Raw genomic sequence first — 18,080 nt, 5'->3', positions numbered from 1 at the left:
GTAATCTTGCCTTGACAGATGCTTGAGCCATCCCTAAAATCTTGCGACCTTAGACAGACCGGATATTCGGTCTGTTGTTTTTATGGGGTATCGCAAGCAAAGCATATCCTCATGTGGGTTAGGAGAAATTTTTTTAATGGCAACGATTAACCAGTTGGTGCGCAAACCGCGCAAAAGCATAGTTGATAAAAGCAACGTGCCTGCTCTTGAAGCATGCCCGCAGCGTCGTGGTGTTTGCACTCGCGTGTATACCACTACCCCGAAAAAGCCGAATTCGGCATTACGTAAAGTAGCGCGTGTACGCTTAACCAATGGTTTTGAAGTCACTAGCTATATCGGTGGTGAAGGCCACAATCTGCAAGAGCACTCTGTGGTATTGATTCGCGGCGGACGTGTTAAAGATTTACCCGGTGTGCGTTATCACACTGTCCGTGGCAGTCTTGATACCCAAGGTGTTAAAGACCGCAAGCAAGGCCGCTCTAAATACGGCACTAAGCGTCCTAAGAAGTAATTGAATAGAGATCCTAGAAATGCCTAGAAGAAGAGAAGTCCCCAAACGCGAAGTGTTGCCAGATCCAAAATTCGGCAGTGAAATGCTCAGCAAATTTATGAATGCTGTGATGAAAGACGGCAAGAAAGCAGTAGCTGAAAAAATCATTTATGGTGCTTTAGACGAAATCGCTCAGAAAAAGGGCGGTGACGGTATGAATGTCCTAAGTGATGCTTTAGACAATGCACGTCCTGCTGTGGAAGTAAAAGCTCGCCGCGTCGGTGGTGCTACTTATCAAGTGCCTGTTGAGGTGCGTCCTTCTCGTCAAAATGCATTAGCGATGCGTTGGTTAATTGAAGCTGCGCGCAAGCGTGGTGAAAAATCAATGGCGCGCAAATTAGCAGGCGAGTTGATGGATGCTGCTGAAAAGCGTGGCTCTGCAGTGAAAAAGCGTGAAGATACTCACCGTATGGCTGAAGCCAATAAAGCTTTCGCTCACTTCCGCTGGAACTAACTTGGAACTTAGCCTGTGTCTCGTAAAACACCCATAGAACGCTATCGTAATATCGGCATCATGGCTCACATTGATGCGGGTAAAACGACGACGACTGAACGTGTTTTGTTCTACACAGGCGTCTCGCATAAGATTGGCGAAGTTCATGATGGCGCAGCTACCATGGACTGGATGGAGCAAGAACAAGAGCGTGGAATTACCATTACTTCTGCGGCGACTACTTGCTTCTGGTCGGGTATGGATCAACAGTTTGATCAGCATCGTATCAATATCATCGATACACCCGGCCACGTTGATTTTACGATTGAAGTAGAGCGCTCACTGCGCGTTCTAGATGGTGCAGTTGCAGTGTTTTGCGCGGTTGGTGGTGTCGAACCCCAGTCAGAGACAGTTTGGCGTCAAGCGAATAAATACCATGTGCCCCGTGTTGCGTTCGTCAATAAGATGGACCGTGCTGGTGCTAATTTCTTACGTGTTGTCGAGCAAATCAAAACTCGCCTAGGTTCTACGGCAGTGCCTGTTCAGTTGCCGATCGGGGCTGAAGAGAATTTCACAGGTGTAGTTGATTTAGCACGTATGGAGGCGATCTACTGGAATGAAGCGGATATGGGTATGAGCTATACCGCTAAAGCTATTCCAGATGAGATGAAAGCTGCTTGCCAGGAATGGCGTGAGCACATGGTTGAAGCGGCGGCTGAAGCTGATGAAGCGCTAATGGATCAGTATTTAGAGTCGGGTGAATTATCGCTTGAAGATATTCATCGTGGCTTACGCCTACGTACGTTATCGGGTGAGATTGTGCCAGTTTTATGCGGCTCTGCCTTTAAAAATAAAGGGGTGCAAGCCGTTTTAGATGCAGTGGTGCGCTATCTGCCAGCTCCAGTCGACGTGCCTGCTATTAAAGGCATTACTGACGATGCTAAGGAAACTCCAGCTGAGCGTCATGCATCAGATACTGAGCCTTTTGCTGCTTTAGCTTTCAAAATTGCGACTGACCCCTTTGTAGGTTCGTTGACCTTTTTCCGTGTTTACTCAGGTGTATTAAAAACGGGCGACGTCATTTTCAATCCTACTAAAAGTAAACGCGAGCGTATTGGTCGTATTATGCAAATGCATGCCAATTCGCGTGAAGAAATTAAAGAAGTTTACGCGGGTGATATTGCTGCTGCGGTGGGCTTAAAAGATGTCACGACCGGTGAAACTTTAAGTGATCTGACGCATGTGATCACTCTAGAAAAAATGGATTTTCCTGAACCGGTGATTTCGGTCGCGGTTGAGCCAAAATCTCAAGCGGATCAAGAAAAAATGGGCTTAGCCCTAAGCCGTTTGGCACAAGAAGACCCTTCCTTCCGTGTGCATACAGATCAAGATTCAGGACAGACAATTATTTCCGGTATGGGTGAATTACACCTCGACATTATTGTTGATCGTATGAAACGCGAATTCAAAGTCGAGTGTAATGTGGGTGCTCCCCAGGTTGCTTACCGTGAGACTATTCGGAAAGTGGTAGAAGCCGAAGGTAAGTTCGTGCGTCAATCGGGTGGCCGTGGGCAATATGGACATATTTGGTTGCGCTTAGAGCCTTTGGCTGAAGGTGAAGGTTATAAGTTCGAGAATGCTATTGTGGGTGGTGTAGTTCCTAAAGAATTCGTACCTGCGGTCGATAAAGGTGTTCGTGAACAGATGGGTAATGGCGTAATGGTCGGTTACCCCTTAGTAGACATGAAAGTGACTGCTTTTGATGGCTCTTATCACGATGTTGATTCAAGTGAGTTGGCTTTCAAAATTGCAGGCTCTATGGCTTTGCGTAGCGGTGTCCTCGACGCTGATCCAGCCTTGTTAGAGCCAATTATGAAAGTCGAAGTAGTGACTCCAGAAGATTATATGGGCGATGTCATGGGCGATTTAAATCGCCGTCGTGGTGTCGTTCAAGGGATGGATGATTCTCCATCTGGCAAGATTATACGTGCGGAAGTGCCGTTGAGTGAAATGTTTGGTTATGCCACTGATGTGCGTTCAGCAACACAGGGACGTGCCAGTTACTCAATGGAGTTCGCGAAATACGCAGAAGCGCCTGCCCATGTTGTTCAGGCAGTGTTGAAAAAAAGGTGAAATAAATGGCAAAGAGTAAATTTGAGCGCACAAAGCCGCACGTGAACGTCGGAACGATAGGACACGTAGACCACGGCAAGACGACCTTGACCGCGGCTTTGACAGTGGTTCAATCCCGTAAATTTGGTGGCGAAGCGAAAGCGTATGACCAAATTGACGCGGCTCCAGAAGAGAAAGCACGGGGTATTACCATTTCTACGGCACACGTAGAATATGAATCAGAAAACCGCCACTATGCCCACGTCGACTGCCCCGGCCATGCGGACTATGTTAAAAACATGATCACGGGTGCTGCACAAATGGACGGCGCGATTCTGGTGTGTTCCGCAGCAGACGGCCCCATGCCACAAACACGTGAGCACATCCTATTATCTCGCCAAGTCGGTGTTCCTTACATCGTGGTCTACATGAACAAATGTGACCTAGTGGACGATGAAGAGCTGTTAGAACTGGTTGAGATGGAACTGCGTGAGCTGTTATCCAGCTATGAATTCCCAGGCGATGACACCCCGATTATCAAAGGTTCAGCGCGTGCCGCCTTAGAAGGTGACACCTCACCGATTGGCGAACCGTCTATCGCTGAACTGATCAATGCCTTAGATACTTATATCCCAGAACCTGAGCGTGCGATTGACGGTGCTTTCTTGATGCCGGTTGAAGACGTCTTCTCCATCTCAGGTCGTGGTACGGTTGTGACCGGTCGTATCGAGCGCGGCGTGATCAAAGTGGGTGAAACCGTAGAAATCGTGGGTATTCGTGCTACCACCTCTACAACTGTTACGGGCGTTGAAATGTTCCGTAAACTGCTAGACCAAGGTCAAGCGGGCGATAACGTTGGTCTGTTATTACGTGGTACTAAGCGTGATGACGTTGAACGTGGTCAAGTTCTGTGCAAACCAGGCACTATTAAGCCCCACAACAAATTCGAAGCTGAAGTGTACGTCTTGTCTAAGGAAGAAGGTGGACGTCATACTCCCTTCTTCAATGGCTATCGTCCACAATTCTATTTCCGTACCACGGATGTGACTGGTGCTTGCGAATTACCTGAAGGCGTTGAGATGGTCATGCCTGGTGATAACGTGAAGATGGTAATCACACTGATTAATCCGATTGCGATGGAAGATGGTTTACGTTTTGCGATCCGTGAAGGCGGTCGTACTGTAGGCGCTGGTGTCGTCGCTAAAATTGTTGAGTAAAACATATGTCTGACCAAAGAATTCGTATTCGTCTGAAAGCATTTGATCATCGTTTGATTGATCGTTCAGCAATGGAAATTGTTGAAACTGCAAAGCGTACTGGTGCACGTGTAAAGGGACCAATCCCATTACCAACTCGTATTGAGCGTCACACTATCCTGATTTCTCCACACGTGAATAAGGATGCTCGTGATCAATATGAGATCCGTACTCACAAGCGTTTGATGGATATTATTGATCCAACCGACAAAACCGTTGATGCACTGATGAAGCTGGATTTAGCGGCAGGCGTTGATGTTCAGATTAAATTGAATTGATTTGAAATAAATACTTAACGTGCGTTAATTTTCCGTATATAATGCGCGGCTTTCTTCGGCTCGACATCTTGTCGAGCCGAGTTTTTCTAAAGACAAGAATTAGCAGAAGTGCTCGTCAGAGTAGTGAAGAGGTAAGCAAATGGCTATCAGTCTATTGGGTCGCAAAATCGGTATGACCCGTATTTTCGGTGAATCTGGGGATGCGGTTCCTGTCACCGTCTTAGAGATTGCGCCAAACCGTGTGTCTCAAGTCAAAACTAAAGAAAGCGATGGCTATGAAGCTATTCAGTTATCTGTAGGTGAGAAAAAAGCTTCACGTGTTAATAAAGCTCTGATTGGGCATTTTGCCAAGTCTGGTGTTCCAGTTGGAACGCAAGTGCAAGAGTCTCGAGTTGATGCAGCTGCTGAATACCAAGCAGGCGCTGAGTTAACCGTTAGCATGTTTGAGCAAGGCCAGTATGTGGATGTCGCTGGTGTTAGTAAAGGTAAAGGCTATGCCGGTACCATTAAACGCCACAACTTCCGTGGTCAAGATGCCACTCACGGTAACTCTCGTTCTCACCGTGTACCAGGTTCTACTGGTCAAAACCAAACTCCAGGTCGTGTTTTCCCCGGTAAGAAAATGGCTGGTCGTTTAGGTGGTGTAAACACTAGCGTGCAGAGCTTAGAAGTTATCCGTGTTGACGCTGAGCGCAACCTGTTATTAGTGAAGGGTGCAGTTCCTGGTGCTACTGGTGGTAGTGTCTCCGTGAAGCACTCAGTAAAGGCATAAGGATCTAGGTATGGAATTGCAAGTAGCAAACGGCGGCACCCTTACCGTAAATGAAGTGGTGTTTAACCGCGAATTTAATGAAGGTTTAGTGCATCAAGCAGTAGTTGCTTATATGGCAGCAGGTCGCTCTGGCACTAAAGCTCAAAAGAATCGTTCTGATGTGAGCGGTGGTGGTCTAAAGCCTTTCCGCCAAAAAGGTACAGGTCGTGCACGTGCAGGTACTACCCGTGGTCCTTTATGGCGTACTGGTGGTGTGACTTTTGCTGCTCGCCCACGTAGCTTTGAACAAAAACTCAATAAAAAAATGTACCGTGCAGCTATGCGTGCCATTTTATCTGAGTTAGTACGCCAAGAACGCTTTGTGATCGTTGATTCAATTAGCTTAGAAGAATCTAAGACTAAGTTGATGATCGCAAAACTAAAAGATTATGGTACTAACGACGTGTTGTTAGTATCTGAAGTGGCCGATGTTAATGTATTGCTGGCAGCTCGCAATATTCCTTATTGCGAAGTTACTTCGGTAACTGAATTGAACCCAGTGAGCTTAGTTGGCCATGAGAAAGTTGTGATGACTCGCTCAGCGGTAGAAAAGATTCAGGAGTGGTTGGCATGAGCCAAGAACGTTTGTACAAAGTATTGTTGGCTCCACGCATGACCGAAAAGAGCGTCGCTGCAACTGAGTCAGCAAATCAATATGTGTTCAAAGTTGCTAAAAATGCAACTAAAGAAGACATTAAAGAGGCAGTTCAATTGTTGTTTGAGGTCGCGGTTGACCAAGTGCGGACTGTCAATGTTAAAGGTAAGCAGAAGAACTTCGGTCGCCGTGCCGGTCAACGTAGTGACTGGAAAAAAGCGTATGTACGCTTGGCTGAAGGTCAATCTCTCGATGCTTCCGCTGAATAAGGTTAAGGATTAGTCATGGCAGTCGTTAAGGCAAAACCAACATCTCCAGGGCGTCGCTTCCAGGTCCATGTTGTTAATAAGGAGTTGCACAAAGGTGCACCTTGCAAAAGCCTACTGGAGCGGAAAACCAAAAGCGGTGGGCGGAATAATCGCGGTCGGATGACTGTGCGCCACATCGGTGGTGGCCATCGTCAACATTATCGCTTGGTAGATTTCAAGCGTCGTAAAGATGAAATTCCAGGTCACGTTGAGCATTTAGAGTATGATCCTAATCGTAGTGCAAATATTGCATTAGTGCTTTACGCGGATGGTGAGCGTCGTTATATTATTGCCCCGAAAAACCTATCTGCGGGTGATTCAGTTATCTCTGGTCAACACGCTCCGATTGCAGTGGGTAATTCTCTGCCCTTGCGTAATATCCCAGTTGGTTCGGTAGTTCACTGTGTAGAAATGCGTCCAGGCAAAGGTGCTCAGTTAGCACGTAGCGCTGGTGCTTCTGTGCAGTTAGTGGCTAAAGAAGGTAACTACGCAACCTTGCGTTTACGTTCTGGTGAAATGCGTAAAGTATTATCTGAGTGCCGTGCCACCATCGGTGAAGTCGGTAACTCTGAGCATGGTTTGACCAAATTGGGTAAAGCAGGTGCGAAACGTTGGCGTGGTGTACGTCCAACCGTGCGCGGTGTTGCGATGAACCCGGTTGACCATCCACATGGTGGTGGTGAAGGTCGTACCTCTGGTGGTCGTCATCCAGTAACGCCTTGGGGTGTTCCAACCAAGGGTTATAAGACTCGTAGTAATAAGCGTACTGATAAGATGATCGTACGTCGCCGGAACAAAAAGTAAGGGGATTAAGTCGTGCCACGTTCACTAAAGAAAGGTCCATTCGTTGACCATCATTTGATGAGTAAGGTTGAAGCTGCGGTTGCCAAAAATGATCGCAAGCCGATTAAGACTTGGTCTCGCCGCTCAATGATCCTACCAGATATGGTTGGTTTGACGATTGCTGTACATAACGGCAAACAACACGTACCTGTGTTGGTTAATGAAAATATGGTTGGCCACAAGTTGGGTGAGTTTGCAGCCACTCGTTCTTATCGTGGCCATGCTGCTGACAAAAAATCGAAGAAGTAAGGGGTATAAATATGGAAGTTGCAGCTCGCTTGCGCTTTGCGCGTATTTCGCCTCAGAAAGGTCGATTAGTTGCTGATCAAATTCGTGGTCTGCCAGTTGGCAAAGCTTTAGAAATCTTAGCATTCAGCCCGAAAAAAGGCGCTGAGATCATTAAGAAAGTTCTCGAGTCGGCGATTGCTAATGCTGAGCATAACAATGGCGCGGATGTGGATGAGCTTTCTGTAAAAACGATTTTTGTCGATCAGGGGCCGATCATGAAACGGATGATGCCTCGTGCCAAAGGTCGTGGAAATCGCATTTTGAAACGTACCAGTCACATCACTGTCGCTGTTGGCGATTGAGGTCAGAGGTTAAATATGGGTCAAAAAGTACATCCAACTGGCATCCGTCTTGGCATCGCATCTGATTGGCGTTCAAAATGGTATGCAGAAGGTAAAGACTATGCAGAATTTCTACATAAAGATTTAGAAGTTCGTGCATTCTTAAAGAAAAAACTGAAAGAAGCTTCAGTCAGTCGCATTCAAATTGAGCGTCCTGCTAAGTCTGCTTTTATCACTATCCACACAGCTCGCCCTGGTATGGTTATCGGCAAGAAAGGTGAGGATATTGAGAAATTACGTGCTGATGTTGCTGGTATCATGGGTTTACATGTCAACAATGTAAAATTGAACATTGAAGAAATTCGTAAGCCTGAATTAGATGCTCAATTGGTTGCAGAAAGCATTACTAGCCAGCTCGAGCGTCGGATTATGTTCCGTCGTGCCATGAAGCGGGCAGTAAGTAATGCCATGCGTTTAGGTGCACTGGGCATTAAAGTTAGCGTTGCAGGCCGTTTGAATGGTGCAGAGATCGCACGTACTGAATGGTATCGTGAAGGTCGTGTTCCATTACATACACTACGTGCCGACATCGACTATGCAACTGCTGAAGCCTTAACGACTTATGGCATCATCGGTGTGAAAGTTTGGATTTTCAAGGGTGAGGTCTTTGACCTTGAACAGAAACAATCTAACTCTGGGAATGCAAATAACCAGCAGGCTAGAAAGAAGAAGTGATAGAGGTTTGAGATGTTACAGCCCAAAAGAACCAAATTCCGTAAAATGCACAAAGGCCGTAATCGCGGCTTAGCTCAAGCAGGTAATGCTGTTAGCTTCGGCGAATACGGATTGAAAGCATTAGAGCGTGGTCGTATGACTGCTCGTCAAATTGAATCAGCACGTCGTGCCATTAATCGTCACGTGCGTCGTGGTGGTAAGTTGTGGATTCGCGTGTTCCCTGACAAACCAATTAGTAAAAAGCCTTTAGAAGTCCGTATGGGTAAAGGTAAAGGTAATGTTGAATACTGGGTAGCCCTAGTACAACCTGGCCTAGTCCTGTATGAGATGCAAGGTGTGAGTGAAGAAATGGCGCGTGAAGCTTTCCGCTTAGCATCAGCCAAATTACCGTTTAAAACAGCATTCGTTTCCCGTCAGGTGATGTGATGAAAGCAGTAGAATTACGTCAAAAGTCCGTTGATGAGCTCAAGTCTGAACTGACTGAAAACCTGAAAGAGCAATTTAAATTGCGTATGCAACAGGCAGCTGGCCAGTTGTCACGTCCTTCAGAAATGAAACGTGTGCGTCTCGAAATTGCACGTATTAAAACGATTCTGTCAGAAAAGAAAGTTGCAGGTAAATGATGATGAGCGAAGAAGTTAAAGTCGAACGCAGTTTGATGGGGCGCGTCATCAGCGACAAAATGGATAAATCCATCGTGGTATTGATGGAGCGTCAAGTAAAGCATCCTATCTATGGAAAGTTTATTAAACGTTCTAAAAAATATCATGTTCATGATGAGAATAATGAGTGCAAGGTTGGCGACACTGTAAGTTTCAAAGAGTGCCGCCCTCTGTCAAAGACCAAGCACTGGACTTTGGTTAAGGTCGTCGAGCGCGCAGCTGGCGAAGCCTAAGACGGAGAGTAGACATGATCCAGATGCAATCAATGCTGCAAATTGCAGATAACAGTGGTGCACGTCGCGTAATGTGTATCAAGGTTTTAGGTGGTTCACATCGTCGTTATGCCAATATTGGCGATGTAATCAAAGTAAGTATTAAAGACGCTATCCCACGCGGTAAAGTAAAGAAAGGTGATGTGTATAATGCCGTTATCGTTCGTACTGCTAAGGGTGTACGTCGTAACGATGGTTCTGTAATTCGTTTTGATGGTAATGCAGCTGTATTACTGAATAACAAATTAGAACCTATTGGAACTCGTATCTTTGGCCCGGTTACGCGTGAATTGCGTGGTGACCGTTTTATGAAGATTATCTCGCTGGCACCAGAAGTGCTTTAAGACGGCTGAGCTGACATAGCGTAGGTGAAGTGATGCAAAAGATTCGTAAAAACGACCAAGTCGTTGTCATTACAGGCAAAGACAAAGGGCGCCGTGGCTCAGTGATGCAAGTTCTGGCGACCGGTAAAGTTTTGGTTAAAGGTGTTAATGTTGTAAAGAAACACCAAAAACCAAACCCAACATTAGGTGTGCAAGGTGGTGTGGTTGAAAAAGAAATGCCCATTCAAGCCTCTAATGTTATGTTAGTCAACCCGGCCACTGGCAAGGGTGATCGGATTGGATTCAAGCTCCTGGAAGATGGCAAGAAAATCCGTGTCTTCAAATCCAACGGTGAGCGCGTAGACGCTTAATAGGTAAAATATTTCATGGCAAGGTTACAGCAATATTACCGTGAAGCTGTCATTAAAGAACTGACAGAAAAACTCGGTACACAAAATGTAATGGAGATTCCTCGCATCACCAAAATTACCCTGAATATGGGTTTAGGTGAGGCGGTTGGGGATAAAAAAGTCATTGAACACGCTGTCAATGATATGACAAAAATCGCTGGTCAAAAACCAGTTGTTACCTTAAGCCGTAAGTCAATTGCAGGCTTTAAAATTCGTGACAACTGGCCAATTGGTTGTAAAGTAACCTTGCGTCGTGAACGCATGTATGAGTTTTTAGATCGTTTAATCAACGTATCTATTCCTCGTATCCGTGACTTCCGTGGTCTGAACCCAAGAGGTTTTGATGGCCGTGGTAACTACAACATGGGCGTTAAAGAGCAAATCATTTTCCCTGAAATTGATTACGATAAGATCGACGCTCTACGCGGTATGAATATTACCATTACCACTACTGCTAAAACTGATGAAGAGGGAAAGGCTTTACTTGAAGCCTTCAAATTCCCTTTCAGACAGTAAGAGGATACGAGTTACATGGCAAAGAAATCCATGATTGCACGTGAAGTTAAGCGTGCTGAGACAGCAGCTAAGTTTGTTGACAAACGTGCTCAATTGAAAAAAGTAATTGCAAGCCCAGCCAGTTCTCTTGAAGAAGTATTGGCAGCTAGTACTGCTCTGCAAAAGTTACCACGTGACAGTAGTACAGTGCGTAAGCAACGTCGTTGTAATGTCACAGGTCGTCCACATGGTGTTTATCGTAAGTTTGGCTTATGCCGTAACAAATTACGTGAAGCAGCAATGCGTGGCGATGTACCTGGTTTAACTAAGGCTAGCTGGTAAGAGGAGAGAAATATCATGAGTATGAGTGATCCTATTGCCGATATGCTGACTCGCATCCGTAACGGTCAAGCAGCTAGCAAGGCAACTGTCTCTTTCCCAGCTTCTAAGCAAAAGAAAGCGATTTTAGAAGTATTATTGAACGAAGGTTATATCCTAGGTTTTGATGTAGATGAAAATGGTGGTAAACCTGTCACTACAGTAAAATTAAAGTACTTCCAAGGTAAACCTGTTATTAGCCGTATTGCTCGCACTAGTCGTCCTGGTCTGCGTGTATTCCGCGGCAAAGATGAACTGCCTAAAGTTATGGGTGGTTATGGTGTGGCTATCGTTTCGACCTCCGCAGGTGTCATGAGTGATCGTGCAGCGCGTGCAATGGGTCAAGGTGGCGAAGTCATCTGTGTGGTTGAGTAAGGTAGGCAGATTCTCATGTCACGTATAGCGAAAAGAGGCCTAACAGTACCGAAAGGTGTTGAGGTCAAAATTGACGGGCAGCGTCTGAATGTCAAGGGCTCTAAAGGTTCGTTAGAACTAGATGTCCATGCAGATGTAGAAGTTACCCAAGAAAACAATGTATTGAGTTTCCGCCCACGTGCTGAAGGTGCCTGGGCTTTAGCTGGTACAACTTCTGCTTTAACCACTAGCATGGTTAAAGGTGTCAGTGAAGGTTTTGAAAAGAAACTGCAACTGGTGGGTGTTGGTTATCGTGCACAAGCTCAAGGTAGTAAGCTAAATCTGTCTTTAGGTTTCTCTCATCCAGTGGTCTACGAAGTACCAGCAGGGATTACAGTAGAAACTCCGAGCCAGACTGACATTATTATCCGTGGCGTTGACAAACAAAAAGTGGGTCAAGTGGCTGCTGAAGTGCGTGCTTATCGTCCACCAGAGCCTTACAAAGGCAAGGGTGTGAAATACGTTGATGAAAAAATCATCCGTAAAGAAGCCAAGAAGAAGTAAGGTAGCCTAGCATGGAAAAGAAATTAAGTCGTATTCGTCGTAGCAAAACCGCACGCAGCAAGATGCGTGAGTTACGTGCTACACGTTTGTGCGTACATCGCACACCACGTCATATCTATGCACAAATCATTGCACCTGAAGGGGATAAAGTGATTGCTAGTGCTTCTACAGTAGAAAAAGATTTACGTGGTTCATTAGATTATACCGGTAATGTGGATGCTGCTGCAGCTGTTGGTAAGTTAGTAGCTGAGCGTGCTAAAGCCCAAGGGGTTGAGGCGGTAGCCTTTGACCGTTCCGGTTTTAAATATCATGGCCGTATCAAAGCTTTAGCAGATGCTGCTCGTGAAGCTGGCTTGAAATTCTAAGGGTTAAGTCTTATGGCAAAGGTAGAAAATACAACAGCGTCAACAGACGGCCTGCAAGAAAAGTTGGTTCATGTTAACCGCGTTTCTAAAGTAGTTAAGGGTGGTCGTATCTTCAGTTTTACTGCTTTAACCGTAGTAGGTGATGGTAATGGCCGCGTTGGTTTTGGTTATGGCAAAGCACGTGAAGTGCCAGCTGCGATTCAAAAAGCGATGGAACAAGCTCGTAAGAGCATGGTTAATGTGGCTTTGGTAGATGGCACTTTACAGTACCCAATTAAGTACTCTTCTGGTGCTGCGACTGTGTTTATGCAACCTGCTTCTGAAGGTACTGGTGTTATCGCCGGTGGCGCGATGCGTGCAGTACTTGAGGTTGCTGGGGTTAAAAACGTTCTGTCTAAGTGTATTGGTACACGGAATGCAGGCAACGTAATCCGCGCTACGATTGGCGGTTTAGCTTCTATGCATGCTCCAGAGATGATTGCAGCTAAGCGTGGCAAAACCGTTGAAGAGATCAAAGGATAAGCCATGTCAGAAGTTAAAAAAATTAAATTGACCCTAGTGCGTAGCATTAGTGGTCGTTTGAAAAGCCATCAGCAATGCGCAAGCGGCTTAGGCATTCGTCGTATGAATCGCACGGTAGAAGTTATTGATACGCCAGAAAATCGTGGCATGATCAATAAGATTTCTTACCTGCTTAAGGTTGAGGAAGCTTAAGATGAAACTGAATACCTTACAACCAGCAGCTGGTAGCCGTCCTGCGCGTACGCGTGTAGGCCGTGGTATTGGTTCAGGCTTAGGTAAAACTGCAGGTCGTGGTCATAAAGGTCAAAAATCACGTGCTGGCGGTTTCCATAAAGTCGGTTTCGAAGGCGGTCAAATGCCTTTGCAACGTCGTTTGCCAAAAATGGGCTTTATTTCCCGGATTGGTGCACGTACTGCTGAAGTTCGTTTAGACGAATTAGCAAAAGTTGACGGCGATGTGATTAGCTTGGCTTCTCTAAAAGCAGCTAATGTAATCCCTGCACGTACTTTGCAAGCTAAAGTTATTTTATCTGGTAAAGTCGAAAAAGCTTTCACCTTGCAAGGTGTAGGCGCTACTAAAGGTGCTAAATCAGCGATTGAGGCCGTAGGCGGCAAAATCGAGGAATAATTACTAAAAATGGCAAAGTCACCTGCTTCAACCGGATCCTTCGCAGGATTTGGCAACATAGCTGAAGTGCGTCAGCGGCTCGTCTTCGTGCTGCTGGCTTTAATCGTTTATCGAATTGGTACTTTTATTCCTGTTCCAGGGGTAAATCCACTGGCCATGTCTCAATTTTTTGAGCAAAACAGTGGCACCATTCTTGGCGTCTTCAATATGTTTTCTGGTGGTGCCTTACAACGTTTAAGTGTGTTTGCTTTAGGGGTAATGCCTTATATTTCTGCATCAATCATTATTCAGTTAATGACTACAGTTATTCCTTCACTTGAGCAGCTCAAGAAAGAAGGGGAGACTGGTAGACGTAAAATAACACAGTACACGCGTTATGGCACGGTAGCTTTAGCTCTGTTCCAAAGCTTAGGTGTTGCTATCGCCTTAGGTGGGCAAGACATTGGTGGTGGTCAAACTATCGCTATTAATCCAGGCTACGGTTTTATTCTGACTACAGTTGTTACCTTAGTCACTGGAACTCTGTTTCTGATGTGGTTAGGTGAGCAAATTACTGAACGTGGTATTGGCAATGGTATTTCACTGATTATCTTCTCAGGGATTGTAGCTGGCCTGCCAGCAGCTGTTGCGGGTACTCTAGAGCTAGTGAATACCGGTGAGTTGTCTCCATTCTTCGTTATCTTGTTGATGGTCTTAGTTATTATTGTAACTGCCTTCGTTATTTTCGTTGAGCGTGGGCAGCGGCGTATTACGGTTAACTATGCTAATCGCCAACAAGGGCGGAAAATGTATGCGGGGCAATCTAGCCATTTGCCATTAAAGCTAAATATGGCTGGTGTTATTCCACCTATCTTTGCTTCTAGTATTATTTTGTTCCCAGCTACTTTAGGTCACTGGTTTAGTGGTGCTGATGGTACAGGAATCATTCAAAATTTCGTTAATATGCTACAGCCTGGACAGCCACTTTATGTGTTGTTCTATGCTATGGCTATTGTATTTTTCTCTTTTTTCTATACAGCCTTAGTCTTCAACTCACGGGAAACTGCAGACAATTTAAAGAAAGCGGGTGCTTTCATTCCTGGAATTCGTCCAGGTGAGCAAACTGCTAAATATATAGATGGTGTAATGACTCGTTTAACAGGTGTTGGCGCGATCTACATTACTTTAGTTTGTTTATTGCCCGAGTTTTTAATCTTAGGTTGGAATGTGCCGTTCTACTTTGGTGGTACATCATTATTAATCATCGTCGTTGTAGTTATGGATTTCTTGTCCCAATTACAAGCACACATGATGTCGCATCAGTACGAAGGTCTGATGAAGAAAGCCAATTTCAAAACGCAGACTCGTCCTGGCACAGTGCGTTAGTTGATTTAGTGAAGAGGTTGTCATGAAGGTTAGAGCTTCTGTAAAAAAATTATGCCGTAACTGCCGTATTATTCGTCGCAGTGGTGTAGTACGTGTAATCTGCTCGTCTGATCCGCGTCATAAACAACGTCAGGGTTAAAAACAGATTGTTCTTACTCTTGTTAGGGTAAGGACCTTAAATGACCTCTGCCTTGGCAGGGGTTATTTGTTGATAAATAGTAAAAGTTTCGGCATAATCGCCGGCTTTTCCGAGAATCTGGAGAATATCTTTAATGGCTCGTATTGCGGGTATTAATCTTCCTGTAAATAAGCATACTGTCATTGGCCTGACAGCTATTTACGGAATTGGGCGTCCGCGCGCTCAAGACATTTGTAAAGCGGCGGGTATTGAACCGCAAACTAAAATTCGTGACTTGAACGAAGAACAATTAGAAAGAGTTCGCGCTGAAGTCGCTAAGTTCCTGGTCGAAGGTGATCTGCGTCGTGAAGTTTCCATGAGCATTAAACGCTTAATGGATATGGGCTGCTATCGTGGCGTCCGTCATAGACGTGGTCTTCCCGTACGTGGACAACGTAGCAAAACTAATGCTCGCACCCGTAAAGGGCCGCGCCGTCCAATCCGTAAGTGATCAGGTTACAGGATAGTTAAGTTATGGCAAAACAGCCAACCAAAAAGAGCGTTGCCAATGCGCGCGCTAAGAAAATCAAAAAGACCGTTACTGATGGTGTTGCACACATCTTCGCGTCTTTTAACAATACTATTGTTACCATTACTGACCGTCAAGGTAATGCCTTAGCATGGGCGACTGCAGGTGGTTCAGGTTTCCGCGGCTCACGTAAAAGCACTCCATTCGCAGCACAAGTTGCAGCAGAGCGTGCCGGTACTGCAGCTAAAGAATATGGCCTGAAAAACTTAGATGTGGAAGTTAAGGGCCCTGGCCCTGGCCGTGAATCTGCAGTACGTGCCTTAAATAATGTAGGCTACAAAATTACCAACATTACGGATGTTACACCCATTCCTCATAATGGTTGCCGTCCGCCTAAGAAGCGTCGTGTGTAACGGGAGCAGTTAACAATGGCAAGATATATTGGACCTACCTGTAAGCTAAGCAGACGCGAAGGTACAGATCTCTATCTTAAGAGCCGCGGTGTGTCTCTTGAGAAAAAATGTAAACTAGATAAAAAACCAGGTCAGCACGGTGAAGGCCGTGGTCGTTTATCAGACTATGGTGTTCAGTTACGTGAAAAGCAAAAAGTGCGTCGTATTTACGGTGTTCTTGAGCGTCAATTCAGTAATTACTTCAAAAAAGCTGCTCAACAAAAAGGCTCTACCGGTGAAAATCTGTTGCGCTTATTAGAAGGGCGTTTGGATAACGTAGTGTATCGTATGGGTTTTGGTGCAACTCGCTCTGAATCTCGTCAACTTGTTAGCCATAAAGCAATTCTAGTTAATGGCAAGATCGTCAATATTGCTTCTTACCAAGTAAAATCAGGCGATTTAATCTCTGTGCGTGAAAAAGCGAAAAAGCAAGTTCGTGTACAAGATTCGATTAAAGTAGCTGAGCAGTTAGGCTTCCCGTCATGGGTAGATGTCAACGTGAAAGAGTTACAAGGGACTTACAAGTCTGCTCCTGATCGTTCTGATCTACCAGCTGAAATTAATGAGTCATTGATTGTTGAATTGTACTCTAAGTAATTTTCAACCGACTCGTCAACGATTACAGGGACTAGCATGACCTCAAAAACGATTGATTTACTGAAACCACGTAATGTCCAGGTTCAGGAGTTGGGGCTAAACACATCCCGTATCACTCTAGAGCCACTGGAGCGCGGTTTTGGGCACACGCTGGGCAATGCCCTGCGGCGTATTCTGCTGTCCTCCATTCCGGGCAGTGCAATTACGGAAGTACAAATTGCCGGTGTTGTTCATGAGTACACAACAATTGAAGGTGTGCAGGAAGACGTAGTTGAAATCCTGCTCAATCTGAAAAAGTTAGCAGTACGCCTGAATTCACGTGATGAGGCAACTTTAACCCTGAAGAAAAAGGGTAAAGGTCCAGTAACAGCTGCAGATATCGAATTAGATCATGATGTTGAAATCATTAATCCTAATTACGTGATTGCACATATTACTAAGGACGATGTCGAGTTGGAAATGAACTTAACGATCACTAGTGGTCGTGGTTATCAACCTGCTTCAGTCCGCCGTGGCCCAGACTCTCCAGAGTTACCTTTAGGTACCTTGGTGTTAGATGCCAGCTATAGCCCGATCTTACGTGTTGCCTACAATGTAGACAGCGCGCGGGTTGAGCAACGTACTGATATGGATAAGCTCATTGTTGAGATTGAAACTGATGGCTCGATCGATGCAGAAAATGCATTGAGTATGGCTGCACAAATTCTGCAGCAGCAATTAGCCGTCTTCTTTGATCTACATATCGAAGAGCCAATCCGTCACATCGACAATCAACCTGAAGTTGATCCGGTCTTACTGCGTCCAGTGGATGACCTTGAGTTAACCGTTCGTTCTGCTAACTGCTTGAAAGCCGAAAATTTATTCTATATCGGTGATCTAGTACAACGTACAGAAACTGAACTGTTAAAGACGCCGAACTTAGGTAAAAAATCTTTAACTGAAATTAAAGATGTGTTGGCTTCACACGGTTTGACTCTGGGAACTAAGCTGGATAATTGGCCGCCTGCTGGTCTCGATCACAAAGATAGTAAAGTAGGTTAACTGTAAGGTTAACCTAGCGCCTGAAGGATTTTAAGATGCGTCATCGTAAAACTGGTCGTCAATTAAGCCGTAACAGCAGCCATCGCAAAGCATTGTTACAGAGCCTGACCAACTCATTACTGCGTTACGAAGCGATTAAAACTACTCTGCCAAAAGCGAAAGAATTACGTCGCGTGGCTGAGCCTTTAATTACTCGCTCTAAAGAAGACTCTGTGCATAACCGCCGGATTGCTTTCGCACGTTTACGTGATGAAACAGTCGTTGCCAAGTTATTCACTGAATTAGGCCCACGCTACAAGCAACGCCCAGGTGGCTATTTACGTATCATTAAGTGCGGTTTCCGTGCGGGTGATAATGCGCCAATGGCTTATGTTTCTTTAGTAGACGGTGCTGGCGAAGCTCAAGCTGTTGAATAAGTCTTAAGCTCAGTCGATAAAAATAAAAGCCGGTGTAATAACCGGCTTTTTTCTTGCATAGTGTTTGTGTTGTATCATTGACAGTCAAGTAAAGCCTAC

General features: G+C 45.3%; 32 protein-coding genes. All 32 read left to right on the top strand.

Going from position 1 to position 18,080, the window contains the following annotated elements; genetic code table 11:
• Positions 1-136: 136 nt before the first annotated feature.
• The 32 genes from rpsL to rplQ all read left to right on the top strand — a co-directional run bounded on the left by rpsL (position 137) and on the right by rplQ (position 17,981).
• Positions 137-511, top strand: a complete 375-nt coding sequence (gene rpsL, locus Q0230_RS11925) for a 30S ribosomal protein S12 (protein WP_298610304.1) — start codon at positions 137-139, stop codon at positions 509-511.
• Between the two features lie 19 nt (positions 512-530).
• A complete protein-coding gene (gene rpsG / locus Q0230_RS11920) occupies positions 531-1,004 on the top strand; it encodes a 30S ribosomal protein S7 (RefSeq protein WP_298610303.1) in 474 nt (157 codons plus the stop codon).
• A gap of 15 nt (positions 1,005-1,019) precedes the next feature.
• On the top strand, positions 1,020-3,116 hold the full coding sequence (gene fusA / locus Q0230_RS11915; protein ID WP_298610302.1) for an elongation factor G: 2,097 nt from the start codon (positions 1,020-1,022) through the stop codon (positions 3,114-3,116).
• Between the two features lie 5 nt (positions 3,117-3,121).
• Entirely contained in the window at positions 3,122-4,312 is a 1,191-nt protein-coding gene (gene tuf / locus Q0230_RS11910; RefSeq protein WP_298610301.1) for an elongation factor Tu, read from the top strand.
• 5 nt (positions 4,313-4,317) lie between these two features.
• Positions 4,318-4,629: a 30S ribosomal protein S10 gene (gene rpsJ / locus Q0230_RS11905; RefSeq protein WP_078923938.1), complete on the top strand. Its 312-nt coding sequence runs from the start codon at positions 4,318-4,320 to the stop codon at positions 4,627-4,629.
• A gap of 139 nt (positions 4,630-4,768) precedes the next feature.
• A complete protein-coding gene (gene rplC, locus Q0230_RS11900; RefSeq protein WP_298610300.1) occupies positions 4,769-5,401 on the top strand; it encodes a 50S ribosomal protein L3 in 633 nt (210 codons plus the stop codon).
• Positions 5,402-5,411: 10 nt separating this feature from the next.
• Positions 5,412-6,014, top strand: a complete 603-nt coding sequence (gene rplD, locus Q0230_RS11895) for a 50S ribosomal protein L4 (protein ID WP_298610299.1) — start codon at positions 5,412-5,414, stop codon at positions 6,012-6,014.
• Entirely contained in the window at positions 6,011-6,304 is a 294-nt protein-coding gene (gene rplW, locus Q0230_RS11890; protein WP_298610298.1) for a 50S ribosomal protein L23, read from the top strand. The genes rplD and rplW overlap by 4 nt, the downstream gene beginning before the upstream one ends.
• A gap of 15 nt (positions 6,305-6,319) precedes the next feature.
• Positions 6,320-7,147 carry a 50S ribosomal protein L2 gene (rplB, locus tag Q0230_RS11885; RefSeq protein WP_298610297.1) on the top strand — a complete coding sequence of 276 codons (828 nt, stop codon included), beginning with the start codon at positions 6,320-6,322 and terminating at the stop codon, positions 7,145-7,147.
• A gap of 12 nt (positions 7,148-7,159) precedes the next feature.
• Positions 7,160-7,435: a 30S ribosomal protein S19 gene (gene rpsS / locus Q0230_RS11880; RefSeq protein ID WP_078923933.1), complete on the top strand. Its 276-nt coding sequence runs from the start codon at positions 7,160-7,162 to the stop codon at positions 7,433-7,435.
• Between the two features lie 11 nt (positions 7,436-7,446).
• Complete coding sequence (rplV, locus tag Q0230_RS11875) at positions 7,447-7,776, top strand: 50S ribosomal protein L22 (protein WP_298610296.1); 330 nt, start codon at positions 7,447-7,449, stop codon at positions 7,774-7,776.
• A gap of 15 nt (positions 7,777-7,791) precedes the next feature.
• The gene (gene rpsC, locus Q0230_RS11870) at positions 7,792-8,490 is read left to right on the top strand and encodes a 30S ribosomal protein S3 (RefSeq protein WP_298610295.1); all 699 of its coding nucleotides are present in this window, start codon (positions 7,792-7,794) and stop codon (positions 8,488-8,490) included.
• 12 nt (positions 8,491-8,502) lie between these two features.
• Positions 8,503-8,916 carry a 50S ribosomal protein L16 gene (gene rplP / locus Q0230_RS11865; RefSeq protein WP_298610294.1) on the top strand — a complete coding sequence of 138 codons (414 nt, stop codon included), beginning with the start codon at positions 8,503-8,505 and terminating at the stop codon, positions 8,914-8,916.
• On the top strand, positions 8,916-9,113 hold the full coding sequence (rpmC, locus tag Q0230_RS11860; protein WP_078923929.1) for a 50S ribosomal protein L29: 198 nt from the start codon (positions 8,916-8,918) through the stop codon (positions 9,111-9,113). Before rplP ends, rpmC begins: the two co-directional genes overlap by 1 nt.
• A gap of 2 nt (positions 9,114-9,115) precedes the next feature.
• Complete coding sequence (gene rpsQ / locus Q0230_RS11855; protein WP_298610335.1) at positions 9,116-9,385, top strand: 30S ribosomal protein S17; 270 nt, start codon at positions 9,116-9,118, stop codon at positions 9,383-9,385.
• 14 nt (positions 9,386-9,399) lie between these two features.
• Positions 9,400-9,768 carry a 50S ribosomal protein L14 gene (rplN, locus tag Q0230_RS11850; RefSeq protein ID WP_298610293.1) on the top strand — a complete coding sequence of 123 codons (369 nt, stop codon included), beginning with the start codon at positions 9,400-9,402 and terminating at the stop codon, positions 9,766-9,768.
• A gap of 29 nt (positions 9,769-9,797) precedes the next feature.
• Entirely contained in the window at positions 9,798-10,118 is a 321-nt protein-coding gene (gene rplX, locus Q0230_RS11845) for a 50S ribosomal protein L24 (RefSeq protein WP_298610292.1), read from the top strand.
• Positions 10,119-10,133: 15 nt separating this feature from the next.
• Entirely contained in the window at positions 10,134-10,673 is a 540-nt protein-coding gene (gene rplE / locus Q0230_RS11840; protein ID WP_298610291.1) for a 50S ribosomal protein L5, read from the top strand.
• A gap of 15 nt (positions 10,674-10,688) precedes the next feature.
• Complete coding sequence (rpsN, locus tag Q0230_RS11835) at positions 10,689-10,994, top strand: 30S ribosomal protein S14 (protein WP_298610290.1); 306 nt, start codon at positions 10,689-10,691, stop codon at positions 10,992-10,994.
• Positions 10,995-11,009: 15 nt separating this feature from the next.
• Positions 11,010-11,405 (top strand): 30S ribosomal protein S8, encoded by a 396-nt coding sequence (gene rpsH, locus Q0230_RS11830; protein WP_298610289.1) that lies wholly within the window; start codon positions 11,010-11,012, stop codon positions 11,403-11,405.
• 15 nt (positions 11,406-11,420) lie between these two features.
• Complete coding sequence (gene rplF / locus Q0230_RS11825; protein WP_298610288.1) at positions 11,421-11,948, top strand: 50S ribosomal protein L6; 528 nt, start codon at positions 11,421-11,423, stop codon at positions 11,946-11,948.
• Between the two features lie 11 nt (positions 11,949-11,959).
• Positions 11,960-12,313: a 50S ribosomal protein L18 gene (gene rplR / locus Q0230_RS11820; protein ID WP_298610286.1), complete on the top strand. Its 354-nt coding sequence runs from the start codon at positions 11,960-11,962 to the stop codon at positions 12,311-12,313.
• 12 nt (positions 12,314-12,325) lie between these two features.
• A complete protein-coding gene (rpsE, locus tag Q0230_RS11815; protein ID WP_078923920.1) occupies positions 12,326-12,835 on the top strand; it encodes a 30S ribosomal protein S5 in 510 nt (169 codons plus the stop codon).
• A 3-nt stretch (positions 12,836-12,838) separates the two neighbouring features.
• Entirely contained in the window at positions 12,839-13,027 is a 189-nt protein-coding gene (gene rpmD, locus Q0230_RS11810) for a 50S ribosomal protein L30 (RefSeq protein ID WP_298610282.1), read from the top strand.
• Between the two features lies 1 nt (position 13,028).
• Complete coding sequence (gene rplO, locus Q0230_RS11805) at positions 13,029-13,463, top strand: 50S ribosomal protein L15 (protein WP_298610280.1); 435 nt, start codon at positions 13,029-13,031, stop codon at positions 13,461-13,463.
• Between the two features lie 9 nt (positions 13,464-13,472).
• Positions 13,473-14,828, top strand: coding sequence for a preprotein translocase subunit SecY (gene secY, locus Q0230_RS11800; RefSeq protein ID WP_298610278.1), 1,356 nt, complete (start codon positions 13,473-13,475; stop codon positions 14,826-14,828).
• A 22-nt stretch (positions 14,829-14,850) separates the two neighbouring features.
• On the top strand, positions 14,851-14,967 hold the full coding sequence (rpmJ, locus tag Q0230_RS11795; RefSeq protein ID WP_078923916.1) for a 50S ribosomal protein L36: 117 nt from the start codon (positions 14,851-14,853) through the stop codon (positions 14,965-14,967).
• 133 nt (positions 14,968-15,100) lie between these two features.
• Positions 15,101-15,457 (top strand): 30S ribosomal protein S13, encoded by a 357-nt coding sequence (gene rpsM, locus Q0230_RS11790; protein WP_298610273.1) that lies wholly within the window; start codon positions 15,101-15,103, stop codon positions 15,455-15,457.
• Positions 15,458-15,480: 23 nt separating this feature from the next.
• Positions 15,481-15,888, top strand: coding sequence for a 30S ribosomal protein S11 (gene rpsK / locus Q0230_RS11785; protein WP_298610272.1), 408 nt, complete (start codon positions 15,481-15,483; stop codon positions 15,886-15,888).
• A 15-nt stretch (positions 15,889-15,903) separates the two neighbouring features.
• A complete protein-coding gene (rpsD, locus tag Q0230_RS11780) occupies positions 15,904-16,524 on the top strand; it encodes a 30S ribosomal protein S4 (protein WP_298610271.1) in 621 nt (206 codons plus the stop codon).
• A 36-nt stretch (positions 16,525-16,560) separates the two neighbouring features.
• Complete coding sequence (rpoA, locus tag Q0230_RS11775) at positions 16,561-17,565, top strand: DNA-directed RNA polymerase subunit alpha (RefSeq protein ID WP_298610270.1); 1,005 nt, start codon at positions 16,561-16,563, stop codon at positions 17,563-17,565.
• A gap of 35 nt (positions 17,566-17,600) precedes the next feature.
• The gene (rplQ, locus tag Q0230_RS11770; protein WP_298610268.1) at positions 17,601-17,981 is read left to right on the top strand and encodes a 50S ribosomal protein L17; all 381 of its coding nucleotides are present in this window, start codon (positions 17,601-17,603) and stop codon (positions 17,979-17,981) included.
• Positions 17,982-18,080 lie beyond the last annotated feature (99 nt).

The organism is uncultured Thiothrix sp. (assembly GCF_937876535.1).
Classification (GTDB): domain Bacteria; phylum Pseudomonadota; class Gammaproteobacteria; order Thiotrichales; family Thiotrichaceae; genus Thiolinea.
Note: the sequence above shows the minus strand (reverse complement) of the source record. Positions and strands in the feature narration are given on the sequence as shown.

Coding starts and splice junctions, on each gene's coding strand:
- rpsL (WP_298610304.1), top strand. CDS start 137: ATGGCAACGATTAACCAGTTGGTGCGCAAACCGCGCAAAAGCATAGTT.
- rpsG (WP_298610303.1), top strand. CDS start 531: ATGCCTAGAAGAAGAGAAGTCCCCAAACGCGAAGTGTTGCCAGATCCA.
- tuf (WP_298610301.1), top strand. CDS start 3,122: ATGGCAAAGAGTAAATTTGAGCGCACAAAGCCGCACGTGAACGTCGGA.
- rpsJ (WP_078923938.1), top strand. CDS start 4,318: ATGTCTGACCAAAGAATTCGTATTCGTCTGAAAGCATTTGATCATCGT.
- rplC (WP_298610300.1), top strand. CDS start 4,769: ATGGCTATCAGTCTATTGGGTCGCAAAATCGGTATGACCCGTATTTTC.
- rplD (WP_298610299.1), top strand. CDS start 5,412: ATGGAATTGCAAGTAGCAAACGGCGGCACCCTTACCGTAAATGAAGTG.
- rplW (WP_298610298.1), top strand. CDS start 6,011: ATGAGCCAAGAACGTTTGTACAAAGTATTGTTGGCTCCACGCATGACC.
- rplB (WP_298610297.1), top strand. CDS start 6,320: ATGGCAGTCGTTAAGGCAAAACCAACATCTCCAGGGCGTCGCTTCCAG.
- rplV (WP_298610296.1), top strand. CDS start 7,447: ATGGAAGTTGCAGCTCGCTTGCGCTTTGCGCGTATTTCGCCTCAGAAA.
- rpsC (WP_298610295.1), top strand. CDS start 7,792: ATGGGTCAAAAAGTACATCCAACTGGCATCCGTCTTGGCATCGCATCT.
- rplP (WP_298610294.1), top strand. CDS start 8,503: ATGTTACAGCCCAAAAGAACCAAATTCCGTAAAATGCACAAAGGCCGT.
- rpmC (WP_078923929.1), top strand. CDS start 8,916: ATGAAAGCAGTAGAATTACGTCAAAAGTCCGTTGATGAGCTCAAGTCT.
- rpsQ (WP_298610335.1), top strand. CDS start 9,116: ATGAGCGAAGAAGTTAAAGTCGAACGCAGTTTGATGGGGCGCGTCATC.
- rplN (WP_298610293.1), top strand. CDS start 9,400: ATGATCCAGATGCAATCAATGCTGCAAATTGCAGATAACAGTGGTGCA.
- rplE (WP_298610291.1), top strand. CDS start 10,134: ATGGCAAGGTTACAGCAATATTACCGTGAAGCTGTCATTAAAGAACTG.
- rpsN (WP_298610290.1), top strand. CDS start 10,689: ATGGCAAAGAAATCCATGATTGCACGTGAAGTTAAGCGTGCTGAGACA.
- rpsH (WP_298610289.1), top strand. CDS start 11,010: ATGAGTATGAGTGATCCTATTGCCGATATGCTGACTCGCATCCGTAAC.
- rplF (WP_298610288.1), top strand. CDS start 11,421: ATGTCACGTATAGCGAAAAGAGGCCTAACAGTACCGAAAGGTGTTGAG.
- rplR (WP_298610286.1), top strand. CDS start 11,960: ATGGAAAAGAAATTAAGTCGTATTCGTCGTAGCAAAACCGCACGCAGC.
- rpsE (WP_078923920.1), top strand. CDS start 12,326: ATGGCAAAGGTAGAAAATACAACAGCGTCAACAGACGGCCTGCAAGAA.
- rpmD (WP_298610282.1), top strand. CDS start 12,839: ATGTCAGAAGTTAAAAAAATTAAATTGACCCTAGTGCGTAGCATTAGT.
- rplO (WP_298610280.1), top strand. CDS start 13,029: ATGAAACTGAATACCTTACAACCAGCAGCTGGTAGCCGTCCTGCGCGT.
- secY (WP_298610278.1), top strand. CDS start 13,473: ATGGCAAAGTCACCTGCTTCAACCGGATCCTTCGCAGGATTTGGCAAC.
- rpmJ (WP_078923916.1), top strand. CDS start 14,851: ATGAAGGTTAGAGCTTCTGTAAAAAAATTATGCCGTAACTGCCGTATT.
- rpsM (WP_298610273.1), top strand. CDS start 15,101: ATGGCTCGTATTGCGGGTATTAATCTTCCTGTAAATAAGCATACTGTC.
- rpsK (WP_298610272.1), top strand. CDS start 15,481: ATGGCAAAACAGCCAACCAAAAAGAGCGTTGCCAATGCGCGCGCTAAG.
- rpsD (WP_298610271.1), top strand. CDS start 15,904: ATGGCAAGATATATTGGACCTACCTGTAAGCTAAGCAGACGCGAAGGT.
- rpoA (WP_298610270.1), top strand. CDS start 16,561: ATGACCTCAAAAACGATTGATTTACTGAAACCACGTAATGTCCAGGTT.
- rplQ (WP_298610268.1), top strand. CDS start 17,601: ATGCGTCATCGTAAAACTGGTCGTCAATTAAGCCGTAACAGCAGCCAT.